The organism is Pseudoxanthomonas sp. SE1 (assembly GCF_029542205.1).
GTDB lineage: Bacteria > Pseudomonadota > Gammaproteobacteria > Xanthomonadales > Xanthomonadaceae > Pseudoxanthomonas_A.
The window spans coordinates 3639983-3654561 of the sequence record NZ_CP113783.1 but is presented as its reverse complement, the minus strand read 5'-3'; the positions used below and the strand labels follow the sequence as shown (position 1 = coordinate 3654561).

At 68.4% G+C, this 14579-nt stretch carries 13 protein-coding genes; 7 read left to right on the top strand and 6 right to left on the bottom strand.

Annotated features, from left to right (window positions below; translation table 11 throughout):
- Window positions 1–4 precede the first annotated feature (4 nt).
- From fis to prmA, 3 genes are all read right to left on the bottom strand, one after another.
- Window positions 5–277 (bottom strand): DNA-binding transcriptional regulator Fis, encoded by a 273-nt coding sequence (gene fis / locus OY559_RS17315; RefSeq protein ID WP_277727528.1) that lies wholly within the window; start codon window positions 275–277, stop codon window positions 5–7.
- A 120-nt stretch (window positions 278–397) separates the two neighbouring features.
- Window positions 398–1354: a DUF3426 domain-containing protein gene (locus tag OY559_RS17310; protein WP_277727527.1), complete on the bottom strand. Its 957-nt coding sequence runs from the start codon at window positions 1352–1354 to the stop codon at window positions 398–400.
- Between the two features lie 64 nt (window positions 1355–1418).
- Window positions 1419–2333 (bottom strand): 50S ribosomal protein L11 methyltransferase, encoded by a 915-nt coding sequence (gene prmA / locus OY559_RS17305; protein ID WP_277727526.1) that lies wholly within the window; start codon window positions 2331–2333, stop codon window positions 1419–1421.
- Window positions 2334–2484: 151 nt separating this feature from the next.
- On the opposite strand from prmA, the gene OY559_RS17300 reads away from it, so the two are divergent.
- Both OY559_RS17300 and OY559_RS17295 read left to right on the top strand, forming a co-directional pair.
- Window positions 2485–3420: a hypothetical protein gene (locus OY559_RS17300; protein WP_277727525.1), complete on the top strand. Its 936-nt coding sequence runs from the start codon at window positions 2485–2487 to the stop codon at window positions 3418–3420.
- Window positions 3417–3779: a hypothetical protein gene (locus tag OY559_RS17295; protein ID WP_142126174.1), complete on the top strand. Its 363-nt coding sequence runs from the start codon at window positions 3417–3419 to the stop codon at window positions 3777–3779. Before OY559_RS17300 ends, OY559_RS17295 begins: the two co-directional genes overlap by 4 nt.
- 165 nt (window positions 3780–3944) lie before the next feature.
- Here OY559_RS17295 and accC read toward each other — a convergent pair whose 3' ends face one another.
- From accC to aroQ, 3 genes are read right to left on the bottom strand one after another with little or no spacing between them, the layout of a single operon-like run.
- A complete protein-coding gene (gene accC, locus OY559_RS17290) occupies window positions 3945–5312 on the bottom strand; it encodes an acetyl-CoA carboxylase biotin carboxylase subunit (protein WP_277727523.1) in 1368 nt (455 codons plus the stop codon).
- Between the two features lie 10 nt (window positions 5313–5322).
- The gene (accB, locus tag OY559_RS17285; RefSeq protein ID WP_277727522.1) at window positions 5323–5799 is read right to left on the bottom strand and encodes an acetyl-CoA carboxylase biotin carboxyl carrier protein; all 477 of its coding nucleotides are present in this window, start codon (window positions 5797–5799) and stop codon (window positions 5323–5325) included.
- 46 nt (window positions 5800–5845) lie between these two features.
- Complete coding sequence (aroQ, locus tag OY559_RS17280; RefSeq protein ID WP_277727521.1) at window positions 5846–6286, bottom strand: type II 3-dehydroquinate dehydratase; 441 nt, start codon at window positions 6284–6286, stop codon at window positions 5846–5848.
- A gap of 237 nt (window positions 6287–6523) precedes the next feature.
- On the opposite strand from aroQ, the gene OY559_RS17275 reads away from it, so the two are divergent.
- The 5 genes from OY559_RS17275 (at window position 6524) to OY559_RS17255 (ending at window position 14317) form a co-directional block, all read left to right on the top strand.
- Window positions 6524–6946, top strand: coding sequence for an arsenate reductase/protein-tyrosine-phosphatase family protein (locus OY559_RS17275; RefSeq protein ID WP_277727520.1), 423 nt, complete (start codon window positions 6524–6526; stop codon window positions 6944–6946).
- Window positions 6947–7128: 182 nt separating this feature from the next.
- Window positions 7129–9489, top strand: a complete 2361-nt coding sequence (locus tag OY559_RS17270) for a UDP-N-acetylglucosamine 2-epimerase (protein ID WP_277727519.1) — start codon at window positions 7129–7131, stop codon at window positions 9487–9489.
- 73 nt (window positions 9490–9562) lie between these two features.
- Window positions 9563–11821 (top strand): polysaccharide biosynthesis tyrosine autokinase, encoded by a 2259-nt coding sequence (locus tag OY559_RS17265; protein WP_277727518.1) that lies wholly within the window; start codon window positions 9563–9565, stop codon window positions 11819–11821.
- A gap of 13 nt (window positions 11822–11834) precedes the next feature.
- Window positions 11835–13268 (top strand): asparagine synthase-related protein, encoded by a 1434-nt coding sequence (locus tag OY559_RS17260; protein ID WP_277727517.1) that lies wholly within the window; start codon window positions 11835–11837, stop codon window positions 13266–13268.
- Window positions 13268–14317 carry a right-handed parallel beta-helix repeat-containing protein gene (locus OY559_RS17255; protein WP_277727516.1) on the top strand — a complete coding sequence of 350 codons (1050 nt, stop codon included), beginning with the start codon at window positions 13268–13270 and terminating at the stop codon, window positions 14315–14317. The genes OY559_RS17260 and OY559_RS17255 overlap by 1 nt, the downstream gene beginning before the upstream one ends.
- The last annotated feature ends 262 nt before the right edge of the window (window positions 14318–14579 follow it).

The window sequence follows — 14579 nt, the reverse complement described above, 5'->3', positions numbered from 1 at the left end:
CCTGTCAGGCCAGTCCGTAGTCCTTGAGCTTCTTGCGCAGCGTGGCGCGATGGATGCCCAGCAAGGCGGCCGCGCGGCTCTGGTTGCCGTCGCAATGGTTCAATACTTCCACGAACAGCGGGATCTCCATTTCGCGCAGCACGATCTCATAGACGTCGTCCGCGTCGCAGCCATCCAGGTCACGCAGGTAGCGGCGGACGGACAGTGCGACATGTTCGCGCAGCGGCGGGCGCGACGTGGCGCGTGGCGTGTCCTGACGGGTGGAGGCAGCGTTCAATCGGATCCCCTGGTGCAACGGACGCAGATGCCCGCCTTTTGCTTTCGGGTATTCGGCGGGGGGACGAGTCTAGCGCCTGATCGTGGCGCGCGCATCCGCTTTTTGATGAATCCGGCGCGCTTAACGGAAGTCGAAGGAGAATGCGACGACGTTCGCGCTCGGCTCGCGTACAAGCACGGCCATCTGGGCGCTCTGCCCGGGGCCGATGGACGATGACACCTCCTCCTGCGGCAGATAGTCGCGCGGCTCCAGCGCGCGCGCGCCCAGGGTGCGGCCATCGGCATCCTTCAGCGTCAGCAGGATCACCGGCCAGCCCTGTTCCCAGCGGGCCTCGTTGCGGAACGTGGCCTGCACCTGCAGTGTTCCCGCCTGGCCGATGACCGGGCGCACGTCGCGACTCAGCATGGTGAACGCACCGGGTTCGTGCCATGTCGGCACGTCACAGCGGAACACGCCGCACAGCACCATCACGACCGGTCGCCATCCCGCCTGTGTCGCGAGGCGGGCGCGATCGGCCAGTACGACCTGCACGCACAGCAATGCTGCAAGTGCACCCACGGCAACCCATTGCCAGCGTGCGCGGGCTGCATGCACCGGCATGGTGCGCGTGCGTTGCAGGAACCGGGGACCCTTTGCCTTGCGCGTGGGCGTGGCGGTGATGACGGGTGCCGGCTCGATGGTGGAAGGCGCTGCATCCTCTGGCATTGCATCGACCGGGATGTCATCGATCGGCGTCGCGTCTTCCGGCGATGCAGCATCTGCCGCGTGCGCGGTGATGTCGGGCGTGCCATCGGCGGGTATCGCCACGTCAGGCGCGTCAGGCGCGATGTCTCGCGAAACGGCCGCTTCCCCTGCCGCCGGTGTTGTCGCGGGCGTGTCGTCCGATCGCGCGTCGGGCAACGCATCCGCGCCCGTCGGCGCAGGATTCAGAAAGGTCGCAAGGCTGGGCGATGAGCCTGTTGCGGGCTGATCCGCCGTCGCCAACGATCTGCCGCAGCGTGGACAGTCTGCAGGCGCCGCATCGGCATGCGGGTCGCGGGCGACCAGGAACTGGCAGTGCGGGCAGGCCGTGAACATGGCCCCTATTCAACCATGCACACCCGCGCGCGTGTTGTGACCGTGGACGCGACGAAGGGCGGTGTCAGCGACGGATGCCGTCGATACGCATCCAGTCGCCGTCCTGCGTGGCCACCAGGGCATCGAACCACGTCGCGTAGCGGGCCAGCAACTCGTCCTCCTGTCCCTTGAGGATGCCCGACAGTGCGATGCGGCCACCGGGTGCGACGCGCGCGGCGAGGATGTCGGCCAGTGCATCCAGTGCCGAGGCCAGGATGTTCGCCACCACCACCGGATAGGTCGTCACCGGTTCGTCCTCGGGCAGGTAGACGTTGAAGTTCGCATCCACCTGGTTGCGCTGCGCATTGTCGGCGCTGGCCAGCAGCGCCTGCGGATCGTTGTCCACGCCCACGGCCTGCGCGGCGCCGAGTTTCAATGCGGCGAGCGCGAGAATGCCGGAGCCGCAACCGAAGTCCAGCACGCGCTGGCCCTCCAGTGCACCGTCGTCGGCGAGCCCGTCGAGCCAACGCAGGCACAGTGCCGTAGTGGGGTGCGTGCCGGATCCGAACGCCAGCCCCGGATCGAGCCGCACGATGGCGGCGTCGTCGCCGGCTTCCGCGGGCACTTCGTGGTTCCAGGGCACGATGAAGGTACGGGCGCCGAAGCGCATGGGCTTGAACTGGTCCAGCCACGCGCGTTCCCAGTCCTCATCCTCGACCTTGCGGAAGCCCACCTGCGTCCAGTCCAGCCCGGGATCGAATGATTCCAGGGCGGCGAGCAGCGTCAGCGCGTCGGCATCCGCATCGAACAATGCGGTCAGCACCAGCGACTTCCACAGGGGAGTCTCGCCGACGCCCGGCTCCAGGATGGCCCGTTCATGGCCGGTGTCGGCATCCGCGTCCAGCAGCGTGACCGAGAGTGCGCCGATGTCCTCGAGGGCGGTCTCATAGCGCGGCTGCTCGGTTTCGGTGCAGCGCAGGGAGAGCTCCAGATAAGGCATGGCAGGGGGCGCGGGAAGCGGAGAGGGCGGGTATTGTCTCACGCGTTCAGGCGCAGACCCGAGCTCAGGCAGGCGACGGAAGGCATGGCGGGTACGCCGAACGTCGCGTTCCTGCGTTGAACCGCTTCGGACGCACCGGGATAATGCGGGGGTGCCCCGGAAGCTGCTACTGCCGATGATGCTGGTGGGCCTGCTGGGGGCGCTGGCGTGGATACCGCTGCGCCAGGCGGGGCTGGCGCCGTTCGCGATCCCGATGGATGACGCGGCTATGGCGCCGGAGGAGACGACGGCGCTTCTGCCGTCTGCCGCCCCCGCTGCGCTGCACCCTGCCGTCGTGCATTCGACGCCCATGCTGTCGCCGCTGCGGCGCGCGTTCGAGGACAGCACCGATCTGTTCGCCTACTCGCGCGAGTTGCTCGCGCTGTCGGCCGCCGGCGATGCCGATGCCATGTGGCTGCTGAGCCTGGTACAGGACTACTGCGCGGGATTTGCGGCCGATCCCGTCGGTTACGCGCAGGATTCACGCGTCATCGCAAGGCTGGGCCTATCCAACGGTGGCGCGATGCTCGCCGCCCGCCAGCGCGTGCAGCAACGATGCGCACGCTTCGTGCCGCAGGACGGATTGTCGTTGCCGACGATCCTTACCCAGCGCCAGCAGGCCGCACGCGCGGGCAGCCTGGCAGCCGAGGCGGCGCTGCTGGCGATGGAGCAGCCATTGCACGACGACGACGACTATCGGCGCGAACTGGTGCAGCGCGTGCTCGATTCGGAGGATCCGTTCGCCTTCTTCGCCATCGCCCCGGTCATGGGGACGAGCGCGAGCGGCCGACGCGACACGCTGGGCGAGATATCGGGCAGTGAACTCAGCGAGATCGCCTGGCGTATCGCCTCATGCGAACTGGGCATGGATTGCAGCCCGGACGGCTCGATGATGACGAACTACTGCGTGAACGGTGGTGTCTGCTCGCAGGATGAATCACAGGATTTCACTTCCTTCGCGCGCGACGCAGGCGTGCCGCGGCAGGGTGCTGACAATGTTGACGAGATGGTGGGCACGTTGTTGTCCCACGCGGGAGCTGACGGATGAAATACAAACACACGCGGCCGGGAGCCAATCTCCTTGTCTGGGGCCTGGTGGTGGTGGCCTATGCGGCCGCTGCCGCCACGATCGTCATCGAGACGCGCGATCCGGAGTACCGGGACCTCACGCGCGTGGGCCACATGACGATCCACGCGCCGGACGATGCACGCCGGCTCGGTGCCAGCCAGGTCGCCGCGCTCTATCGCGCACGCAGCGGCACACCGTTCTCCACGCTGGCGCCAGGCAGCACGATCCGGGTGGTATGGGCGGACGGCTCTTCGGAACTGGTGCGGATCACCGATCCGTCCTCGCCACTCGGCGTGCGGACGGTGCCTGGCACACAGCGGGCGCCTGCGGAGCGCTGAGCCCCAGGCCACCGATGGCCACGGACGATGAAAGGCCGGGATGTCGCCATCCCGGCCTTTCTGTTTTGTGCGGACGCAAGGCATCCGTCGCCGACGGTGTCCTGCAACCGTCTTCGGCCATATGCATCCGCCCCGCGCGGATGCGAGGGGCGATGCATCAGTGCCTCAGACCAGCGAGATCGTCTTGCTCTTGCGCTCGGCCAGGCGCTTTTCCAGGTAGTGGATGTTCTGTCCGCCGGCCTGGAATCCCTGGTCGCGCATGATGCGCTGTTGCAGGGGGATATTCGTCTTGATGCCGTCGATCACCATCTCGCTCAGCGCCACGCGCATGCGGGCGATGGCGGTTTCGCGGTCCGGGCCGTGCACGATGAGCTTGGCGATCATCGAATCGTAGTTCGGCGGCACGCGGTAGCCTTCGTAGATGTGCGTGTCGACGCGCACGCCCGGTCCGCCCGGCGGATGGAAGTGCTGGATCAGGCCCGGGTGCGGCATGAAGGTGTCCGGGTCTTCCGCATTGATGCGGCACTCGATCGCATGCCCGCGCAGCACGATGTCGCTCTGCTTGATGGTCAGTTTCTGCCCGGCCGCGATGCGCAGCTGTTCGCAGACCAGGTCGATGCCGGTGATGCGCTCGGTGACGGGATGCTCCACCTGGATGCGGGTGTTCATCTCGATGAAGTAGAAGCGGCCGTCCTCGTACAGGAACTCGAACGTACCCGCGCCGCGGTAGCCGATGCGCAGGCAGGCTTCCACGCAGACCTTGCCGATCTCCGCGCGCTGTTCGTCGGTGATGCCGGGCGCGGGCGCTTCCTCCACCACCTTCTGGTGGCGGCGCTGCATCGAGCAGTCGCGCTCGCCCAGGTGGATGGCGTTGCCCTGGCCATCGGCCAGCACCTGGATCTCCACGTGGCGCGGATTCTCCAGGAATTTCTCCATGTAGACCTCGCCGTTGCCGAACGCGGCCTTGGCTTCTGACTTGGTGGTCTCGATGGCGGCCTTCAGCGCGCCCTCGACATGCACCACGCGCATGCCACGACCGCCGCCACCGCCCGCGGCCTTGATGATCACCGGATAGCCGATCTCGCGCGCGATCTTGGTGTTGGCCACGATGTCTTCGCCCAGCGGCCCGCCACTGCCGGGTACGCACGGCACGCCTGCCGCCTTCATGGCGCGGATGGCTTCCACCTTGTCGCCCATCATGCGGATGGTGTCGGCCTTGGGGCCGATGAAGATGAAACCGGACTGCTCCACGCGCTCGGCGAAGTCGGCGTTCTCCGACAGGAAGCCGTAACCGGGATGGATGGCCTGCGCGTCGGTCACCTCGGCCGCGGCGATGATCGCCGGGATGTTGAGGTAGCTGTCCTTGGACGCGGCGGGTCCGATGCAGACGGATTCGTCCGCCATGGCCACGTGCTTGAGGTTGCGGTCGACGGTGGAGTGCACCGCGACCGTGCGGATGCCGAGGGTGTGGCAGGCGCGCAGGATGCGCAGCGCGATCTCACCCCGGTTGGCGATAACGACCTTGTCCAGCATGGGGCAGGCCTCAGCCGATCACGAACAGCGGCTGATCGAACTCGATCGGCTGGCCGCTCTCGGCCAGGATCGACAGCACCGTGCCGGAGACGTCGGCTTCGATGGGGTTGAACATCTTCATGGCTTCGATGATCGCCAGCGTCTCGCCGGCCTTCACCGACTGGCCGACGGCGACGAACGCAGGCTTGTCCGGCGACGGCGAGGCATAGAACGTGCCGACCATCGGTGCGCGCACCACGTGGCCGTCGGGCAGGGCGTTGCCGGCCTTGGCCGTGCCGCCGGTGGAGGCTTCGGTGGGCGAACTCATCGGCATCGGCGCGGCGGGGCGCGGTTCGGCATAGGCGGCGGGGGCCGGTGCCGGCACGGCGTAGCCGCCCTTGGGCGTACGCGCCAGGCGTACGGACTCTTCGCCCTCCTTGATCTCGATTTCGGCCAGGTTCGACTCTTCCAGCAGGTCGATCAGTTTCTTGATTTTGCGGAGATCCATGGGAGCCTCGTGGTTGAACGTTGTTCCGCGCGGAACAAAGGGAAAATCAGGCGGGCAGCCGCAGCAGGGCGGCATCCAGCGCATAGCGGTAGCTGTCCGCCCCGAAGCCGCAGACCACGCCGACCGCCTTGTCGCTGACATAGCTGGTGTGGCGGAACGGCTCGCGGGTGTGCGGGTTGGACAGGTGGATTTCGATGAAGGGCAGGGCCACCGCCGCCAGCGCGTCGCGGATCGCGACCGAGGTGTGGGTGAAGGCGGCGGGGTTGATCAGGATGAAGGCGGTGCCATCGGTGCGGGCCGCCTGGATGCGGTCGACCAGCGCGTGCTCGGCATTGGACTGGAACGTCGCAAGCTGATGCCCGGCGACCTGGGCCTGCGCCGTCAGCGCCAGATCGATGTCCGCCAGCGTCGCATGGCCATAGACCTCCGGCTCGCGGGTGCCGAGCAGGTTGAGGTTGGGGCCATGCAGGACCAGCAGCTTCGCCATCGACGCCTCCAGCGGAAGGGCGGCAGTCTGCTTGAAGCCGGCGATGCTGTCCAGTTCGCCGAAGTTTCTATCGTTTTAAGCGTTTGTTTGAATCGGGCGGCCCGGTGCGCGCGCTGCCGGCAGGGGCATGCGTGTACCGGCCTCACGCCGGATTCGCACGCCGGGCCGGGCTGTGCCCTAGGCTGGATGGCCCTACATGGCATGGGCACTCGGGTGTTTACCTTACACGTCGTATGCATGGGCAACCTGTGCCGCAGTCCGATCGCGGCGGCGCTGTTCCATGCCAGGGTGCCCGCGGGCCGCTGCCGGGTCCTCGCCTCTGGTCTGGCTGCCCAGCCTGGCCGCGCCATCGATGCGCGTGCCGGCGCGGTCCTTGAGGCGCACGGCCTTCGCGTGCTGGATCCGGTTGCGCGTCCGTTCGATCCCGCGTCCATCGGACCTGACGATCTCGTACTGGCCATGCAGCGACGGCATCTCCAGGCGCTGCGTGCGCTCGCGCCGGACGCGCGAGCACGCATGCACCTGCTCGGGCGCTGGGGAATCTCGAAGGAGATCGACGATCCTGTCGGCGGGACCCCGGAAGATTTCGAGCGCGCGTTCGCGGTGATCGAGCACTGCGTGTCGGAATGGTGCGCGCGGGAGCCCCGCCTGGCGGGCTGAGCGCCTGCGATTGCTCTCCATCTTCCTGACTGGACCGTTACGCGCCGCAGCCCATTTCATGCGCTCATCAAATTCCTGTCCGTAGCCTCGGGTCACTCAACAGCGCCCCGTGTTGACGCGCAGGATCCCGAACGGACCAGGGTTCCTTGGGGCATTCCAGCCACAGCAACCCTGGGTGACAGATGGAGAATGCAAGGGTCGTCGCGGCGGGCGCCATCGCGCTCGCCGCCACGTTGTTCACCATATTCTCGATGAGGCCATGGGCCCGGCGGGTCGGCCTGGTGGATCGCCCCGCGGGCCGCAAGCAGCACGTGGGCCGGGTCCCGGTGATCGGCGGCATCTGCTTCTTCGTGGGCACGCTGGTGGGCCTGGGCTACCTGGGCTACGTCGACCGCTTCGTGATGAGCCTGATGATGGGTAGCGCGTTGATCGTGGCGATCGGCGTGGCCGACGACATCAGCCACCTGAGCGTGCGTACGCGCCTGCTGGTGGAAGCCGCCATCGTCGGACTGGTGATCCTCAGTACCGGCTTCTACCTCGACCACGTCGGCGGCCTCATCCCGGTGTTCGACCTGCGGCTGGGTTTGCTCGGTATCCCGGTCACCCTCATCGCGGTGATCGGGCTGATGAATGCGTTCAACATGATGGACGGGATCGATGGCCTCGCTGCATCCACGGCGATGGTGTCCATCGCGGCCATCCTCCTGTTCGCGCACGACGGCGCGCCCGGCGTGGGCACGACGCTGATGCTGCAGATCCTGTTCGCGTCGCTGATCCCGTACGTGTTCGTCAACCTGGGCTGGCCCGACGGCCGCAAGATCTTCATGGGCGACGCCGGCAGCACGGTGATCGGATTCCTGGTGGGCTGGAGCCTGATCCACCTGAGCCATCCGCGCGTGGGCAGGCTGGTGCCCGTCGAGGTGCTGTGGTGCGTGGCCCTGCCGCTGATGGACACCGCGGCGGTGATGTACCGCCGCATGCGGCGCGGACGCTCGCCGTTCGCGGCGGACCGCCAGCACGTGCATCACCTGCTGGTCGACCGCGGTGTGTCGGTACAGGCGTCGCTGTGGATCATCGTCTCGATGGGCGCGGCCCTGGCGCTGCTCGGCCACGCGCTGCGCAACGTGGCGCAGCCGCTGAGTTTCCTCGTGTTCATCGCCACCGCCGTGGCCTATGTCGTCGGCTTTCCGCGCATGCTGGAGGTGGTGCAGCGCCGGATGTCCGGTAGCGCACCGGCGCGAGGCATGCGTCGGGGCCATCGCGATGTCCCGGACGATGGCGACCTGAATCATGCGCCGGTATCGGTGCGGCCGCTGGACCCCCGCCCGTTCGAAGCGCTGGCAGGAGGACGCACGACGATGTCCGGCATCGTGCGAGGCGACGATGCGCCCCTGCATGCGCTCTGCCTGGTGAATGCGTCGTGCGAGGGTGCCGGCGTGGCGCCGATCGCACGGCGCCTGGCTGATGATGCGCGTTTCCAGGCAACCGTCTGCCTGGCGGAAGGGCAGGGCGGTGGTGCCGGGCACCTGCTGCAGATGTTCGGATTGGAAGCGCAGGCCAGCGTGTCCGTGGAATGCGCTGGGCCGGTCGCCTATGGCGATGCGCAGGCCGAGATGCAGCAACTGATCGGCGACACGAATCCGGACGTGATCGTGGTTCCCGGCGACGCACCGATGACCTTTGCGATGAGCCTGGCAGCGCACGCACGCGATGTGCCGCTGGTCTGCGTGGACGCCGATGCGCCGGCTTCCGGCACGCAGCATTGGCCGAGCGAGGCGAGCCGGCGCATCGTGCAGTCGCTGGCCGCGCTGCACGTCGCGCCAAGCGAACTGACGGGCCGCCGCCTGAGGGGCGAAGGCGTGCCGCGCGAGAGCATCCTCGTGCAGGCGGACGTGGCGGATGACGCGCTGCGTACCGCGCTGCGCCAGATCCGTCGCGACGCCGACCTGGCGCGCTCGCTGGCCGCAGGCTTCGGCTTCCTGCGCGGCAATGCACCGCTGCTGATGGCCGTCAGCGCGCGTGGCGGCGGGCCGGGACAGGGCGCCTTCTCGGACGCGCTGGCGATGGTCGCGCGCCGCAGGCCCGACGTGGACATCGTCTGGGTCGGCGGGGTGGGGGTGGCGCCCGGCGAAGGCGGCGATCCGCTGCACACGTTCGCCAACGTGCATCCCCTGGACGTCGACGATTTCCTTGCATGGGCCTATCTGCTCGAGCGCGCGCACCTGGTACTGGTGGGGGCGGGAGCGCCACCGCCACGCCGTCTGCTGGGCAAGCCCGTGCTGCTCGCGCAGGAAGAGACCGGCGGCGGGGACGACGCCGTCGCCATCGGTACGACACCCGTGGCGATCGCCGGCCGCGTGCTGGCTTTGCTGGGCGACGATGCGGTCTACGTATCGCTGTGCGATGTGCCGGACCTGGACATCCCCCGCGACGACCGCTGTGCGCCGGTGCTCGACGCGCTGGCAGGCCTGCGCACCGCTAGCGCGCCGCGCGCTGCCCGTTCCGACTTGGGCGAACGGCTGGGCGCCCGGGCCGCGTCATGAAGGCCGTATCCCATCCATCCGCGCGCCGCGAACGACGGCGCGCCCACGACACGACATGCAAGCGAGGTGAATCATGGCGACGCAGTTGATCACGCGACGCGGCCCGGACGGGCCGGTTCCGGCGGCGGCATCCCTGCGCGGCGACGACGTCGACATCCCGGCACTGGTCTCGACGCTGGCGGCCAGGAAGAAGTTCATCCTCTTCGGCACGGCCGCCTTCGTGCTGGCGAGCGTCGCTTACCTGGCGGTGGTCACGCCCCAGTACGAAGCCAATGCGGTGGTCCAGGTGGAGAGCCGCCCGGCGATCCCGCCCGGCATCAGCCAGAACACGGCCATGCAGGCGCCGCCCGCGGTTCCCACGCCCGGTACCACCGAGGTGCAGCTGCTGACCTCGCGCCGGGTGATCGGCGAAGCCATCTCGAACATGGACCTGGATGTCGACGTGAAGGCGGTGCATCTGCCGGCGGTCGGCGACTTCCTCGCCCGGCGCCATGAGCGGGCGAGCCCCGGCGAGCTGGCGGCGCCCTGGTTCGGCCTGTCGAAGTACGGGTGGGGCGGCGAGGTCCTCGACATCACCCGGCTCGACGTGCCGGCGCACCTGATGGGCGTGCCGCTGGAGCTGACGGCAGGACGCGAAGGCGCCTACGTGCTGTCCGCGCAGGGAACCGTGCTTGCGCGCGGCCGCGTCGGCGAACCGGTGAGCGCGGGGGGCGTGGCGATGCAGGTGCGCAGGCTCAGCGCCAACCCGGGCATGCGGTTCCAGGTGACGCGCCATGATCCGTCGGCGGTGATGGCGGCGCTCAAGGAGAACATCACGGCCACCGAACTGGGTCGCAACTCCGGCGTGATCGGCCTGACCTACGCGCATGCCGACCCCGAGCGTGCGCGTCGCGTGCTGGATGAGGTCACCGGGGCCTACGTGCGCCAGAACGTCGCAAGGACATCGGCCGAAGCGGCCAGCCGGCTGGAGTTCGTCACCGAGCAGCTGCCGAAAGTGCGCGAGGATCTGGCCAAGGCGCAGGCGGCGCTGACCGCCTTCCAGACGCGCACCCAGACGCTGGACGTGGAGACGCAGAACCGCGCGCTGCTCGACCAGACCATCGCGCTGGACTCCAGCATCCAGCAGCTGCGCATCAAGATGACGGAGGTGGAGAACCGCTACACGGCGGCCCATCCGACCTACCGCGCGCTGCAGGACCAGATCAGCCGGTTCCAGGGTGAGCGCAACCGCCTCCAGGGCCGGATCCACGACCTGCCGGACACGCAGCAGGTGCTGTTCCGCCTGAACCGCGACGTCGAGGTCACCAACCAGACCTACGCCAACCTGCTGGACCAGGCCCAGCAACTGGAGATCGCCAAGGCCAGCGCCGTGGGCAACGCCCGCGTGATCGATCCGGCCGCCGTCAACCTCAACAGCCCCGCCTGGCCCAAGCCGCTGCCGGTGCTGGCGGTCGGCACGCTGCTCGGCCTGGTGGTGATGGTGGTCGTGGTGCTGCTGCAGCAGATGTTCCGTCGTGGCGTGGAAGACCCGGTCGATATCGAGTTGCTGGGCCTGCCGGTGTACGCGTCGATTCCGCTGAGCAAGAAGGGCCAGGCGCTGACCCGGCGCATGGGCCACCGTCGCCGCGATGGCAGGTCGCGGCTGCTGGCGCTGAATGCGCCGGCCGACCTGGCGATGGAGGCGTTGCGCTCGCTGCGGACCAGCCTGCATTTCGCGCGGATGCGCACCCGCAACAACCTGCTGATGATCTCGGCGCCCAGCCCGGGCGTGGGCAAGACCTTCATCTGCGCCAACCTGGCGGTGGCCATCGCCCAGACCGGGCAGCGGGTGCTGCTGATCGATGCCGACATGCGCCGCGGCACGCTGCACGACGCGGTGGGCGTGCGCTGGGAAAACGGCCTGTCCGATGTCATCGCCGGCCGCATTCCGCTGGACGATGCGGTCCGCCGTGTCGCAGGCGCCGAGAACCTGTCCTTCATCTCCCGCGGTGCGATTCCGTCCAACCCGTCGGAACTGCTGATGCACGGGAATTTCAGCGACCTGCTCAAGCGCGTCTCGGGCGAGTACGACATCGTGCTGATCGATACGCCGCCGGTGCTGGCGGTCACGGACGCGGCGGTCATCGGCCATCACGCGGGGACCTGCCTGATGGTCGTGCGCTTCGGCCTGAACCAGCAGCGCGAGATCGCACTGGCCAAGCAGCGCCTGGAACAGAACGGGGTGGAAGTGAAGGGCGCCATCTTCAACGGCGTGGAGAAGCGTGGTGCGGGCGAGTACGCCTATACCTACTACGAGTACCTCCCGGCGCCGCGCGCCGGTGCGGGCCGGTAGGGAGGCGGCTTCGATGCAGATCACGATGTCGCCGTACTACGGCACGCCGGACTTCTCGGTGCTGGACCGTCACCCGGAGTACCACAGGATCGATCCGGTGTCGGTGGCCGACCTGCTGCGCAATGCGTTCGTGTATCCACCGCATTCCATCTACGAGGGCGTCAAGCTGGTGACGTTCGGGTTCTCGGCGGACCAGGACATGCGCGCCGCGCCGGACTTCCGTTTCAAGTTCCGCAATGCGGGCGAAGTGCCGGAAGTCGCGGACCGGCCACAGGACTGGATCGCGGTTTACCACCGCATGCTGTGCGATGCGATCACCCGCACGTGCGCCGGCATGCGCTCGCCCTGGCAGTTGCAGAGCGGCGGCAAGGATTCCACCACGCTGGCCATCGCGCTGGCCGAAGCGCGCCCGGACGCCGCCTGCATCACGTATCTCGGCGGACGCGAGGAGAACGAACTGGATTCGGCGCGCCAGGTCGCCACCCGGCTCGGGTTGCGCCATGAGGTGCTGGTATGCGACGCCGCGCGCGCATACGACCGCTATCTGGCGCTCGCCGCACGCATGCCGCTGCTGACGGCGGATTTCGCCCTGCTGTCCTATGCCGATCTGGCGACCGAAGTGGCGTCCTGCGGTGGCGATGGCGTCATCGACGGCCTGGGCGCCGACAGCTACTTCGGCACGCCGGTCGATCTGCAGCAGCAACTGACGGTGCGCCTTGCGCGCGGTCTGCGACTGCCGTTCGACGCCACCGGGTTGCCCGGCGTGTCGGGCAGCTTCCCGTTGTGTTTCGCGCTCGGCACGCTGCAGATGACACCCATCGAGCGCGTGTTCCCCGGTTCGCGCTTCAGCGATGCCGAGGTGGATGCGCTGTTCGGTCGCGACATCGCGCGGCATTCGCGGGGGCGGCTGTCGTTGTTCAGGAAGGAAATCGCCTCCGCCACCAGCGCATGGGAATGGCGCGACATGTCGATGTCCATCGCCGGATCGGCCGGCGCCTTCGCCAAAGGCCTGTACACGGCGCATGGCGCCGGTCTCGGCGCCGCGTATCCGTTCTGCGATCGCGCGCTGCGCGAGTGGATCCATCACGAAGTGCCGCGCAGGCAGAAGGTGGACCCGGAGACCGGACTCAACAAGGTCCTCATCCGTCGGCATATCGCGGCGCGCTTCGGGAACCTGCCCTACGTGCAGCGCAAGGGCAGCTTCCGCTTCGATGTCTGCGCGCTGGCGGCGCGGCGGTTCGAGCAGGTGCATGCCTTCGCCGGCCAGGCCCGCGACCTGCTGCCCGGCGCGCCGTCATGGCTGGAGCGCAATCGCCGGCACCTGGACAACAAGTACCACGCATCGAAGTTCTATCTGCTGGCCGTGGTGCTGCCGTGGCTGATGGCGCATGCGTCGCAGGCCGCGGGCAGCGCCACGGCGCCGCGTCGCGAATCGATGGCGGCCTGATGCGGCTGTCCCGCCGCCGCATGATGGGCGCCGGGACGGGCCTGCTGCTCGCCTCGGTCCTGCCCGCAGTCCGCGCAAGGACCCTGGATGCGCGCGACTTCGGCGTGCGCGGCGACGGGATTAGCGACGACACGCGCGCCCTGCAGGCCGCTATCGATGCGTTGCCCGCCGGCGGCACGCTGGCGCTGGGGCCGGGCAACTACGTGATCGATCCCGAACGCAGCCTGCGCCTGCGTTCGCGTACCCGCCTGTCCATGGCGCCGGACACGCGCTTGATCGCGCGCGCGAACGCGGCCCCCCGGGCGTATGTGCTCCTGCTCGAAGGCGTGCATGACGTGCAGGTCAGCGGTGGCAGGATCGTCGGCGACCGCGACCATCACCGTTCCAATGCCGGCGAGTGGGGCCACGGCATCATGGTGCGGGGTGCGGAACAGGTGCTGCTGCGCGACCTCCACATCACCCGATGCTGGGGCGATGGCATCTCCATCGGCGGCATCAGCGGCGCGCGCGTGGTACCCAGCCGGGACATCCGCATCGAGGATGTCGTCTGTGCGGGGAACCGCCGGCAGGGCCTGACGATCGGACGCTCACGCCGCGTCCGCGTCCTGCGGTCCCACTTCCTCGCCACGCACGGCACGCTGCCGGGCTGCGGCATCGATATCGAGCCCGACCCCGGCGACGGCGCGGAGGACATCGGCATCGAGGCCTGCACGCTGCGCGGCAACCACGGGGCGGGCCTGCAGGTCTACGAACGTGGGCGTCGCATCGCCGTCCGCCGTTGCGTCATCCGCGGCAACCGGGGCGACGGCGTGCTGATCCGCGGCGGCGAGCAGTGCGTGATCGAAGACAACGACATCGCCGACAACGGCCTGCGCGGCATCGTGGTACGGGGTGGCGGGCACGACATCGCCGTGGCGGGCAACCGCTTTTCCGGCAACGCCGCGGGCCTGCGCAAGCAGCGGCCGCAGGCGATGAAGGGATGGATGCACGTCGACGTGGCGAAGTCCGCGACGCGCGTTCGCGTGGAACGGAACAACCGGTTCGAATGACCTGTTCCGGGCGCAGGGGCGCTAGCGCATGTACGAAGCGGACGCATCCGTCGCCGCAAGCGGACGCATCCGCTTCGCACAAGCGGACTCATCCGCGCTGGAGAAGCGGACTCAACCACGATCGCGCGCGTGAAGATGCGTGACGGCGTTCGCGTGAAAAGCCTGTGCATGCGGGAAGTGTTTGAAGGGGTTCACAGATACGCCGACACGTTAACCGGTGGTTGCGTATCCGTCGCTATAGTCGCCCTCGTCGCGGGTCGCA

What these genes read in the sequence shown, in the direction of transcription:
- OY559_RS17310 (WP_277727527.1), bottom strand. Translation starts at nt 1,354, where the DNA reads ATGTTCACGGCCTGCCCGCACTGCCAGTTCCTGGTCGCCCGCGACCCG.
- prmA (WP_277727526.1), bottom strand. Translation starts at nt 2,333, where the DNA reads ATGCCTTATCTGGAGCTCTCCCTGCGCTGCACCGAAACCGAGCAGCCG.
- OY559_RS17295 (WP_142126174.1), top strand. Translation starts at nt 3,417, where the DNA reads ATGAAATACAAACACACGCGGCCGGGAGCCAATCTCCTTGTCTGGGGC.
- accC (WP_277727523.1), bottom strand. Translation starts at nt 5,312, where the DNA reads ATGCTGGACAAGGTCGTTATCGCCAACCGGGGTGAGATCGCGCTGCGC.
- accB (WP_277727522.1), bottom strand. Translation starts at nt 5,799, where the DNA reads ATGGATCTCCGCAAAATCAAGAAACTGATCGACCTGCTGGAAGAGTCG.
- aroQ (WP_277727521.1), bottom strand. Translation starts at nt 6,286, where the DNA reads ATGGCGAAGCTGCTGGTCCTGCATGGCCCCAACCTCAACCTGCTCGGC.
- OY559_RS17275 (WP_277727520.1), top strand. Translation starts at nt 6,524, where the DNA reads ATGGGCAACCTGTGCCGCAGTCCGATCGCGGCGGCGCTGTTCCATGCC.
- OY559_RS17270 (WP_277727519.1), top strand. Translation starts at nt 7,129, where the DNA reads ATGGAGAATGCAAGGGTCGTCGCGGCGGGCGCCATCGCGCTCGCCGCC.
- OY559_RS17265 (WP_277727518.1), top strand. Translation starts at nt 9,563, where the DNA reads ATGGCGACGCAGTTGATCACGCGACGCGGCCCGGACGGGCCGGTTCCG.
- OY559_RS17260 (WP_277727517.1), top strand. Translation starts at nt 11,835, where the DNA reads ATGCAGATCACGATGTCGCCGTACTACGGCACGCCGGACTTCTCGGTG.
- OY559_RS17255 (WP_277727516.1), top strand. Translation starts at nt 13,268, where the DNA reads ATGCGGCTGTCCCGCCGCCGCATGATGGGCGCCGGGACGGGCCTGCTG.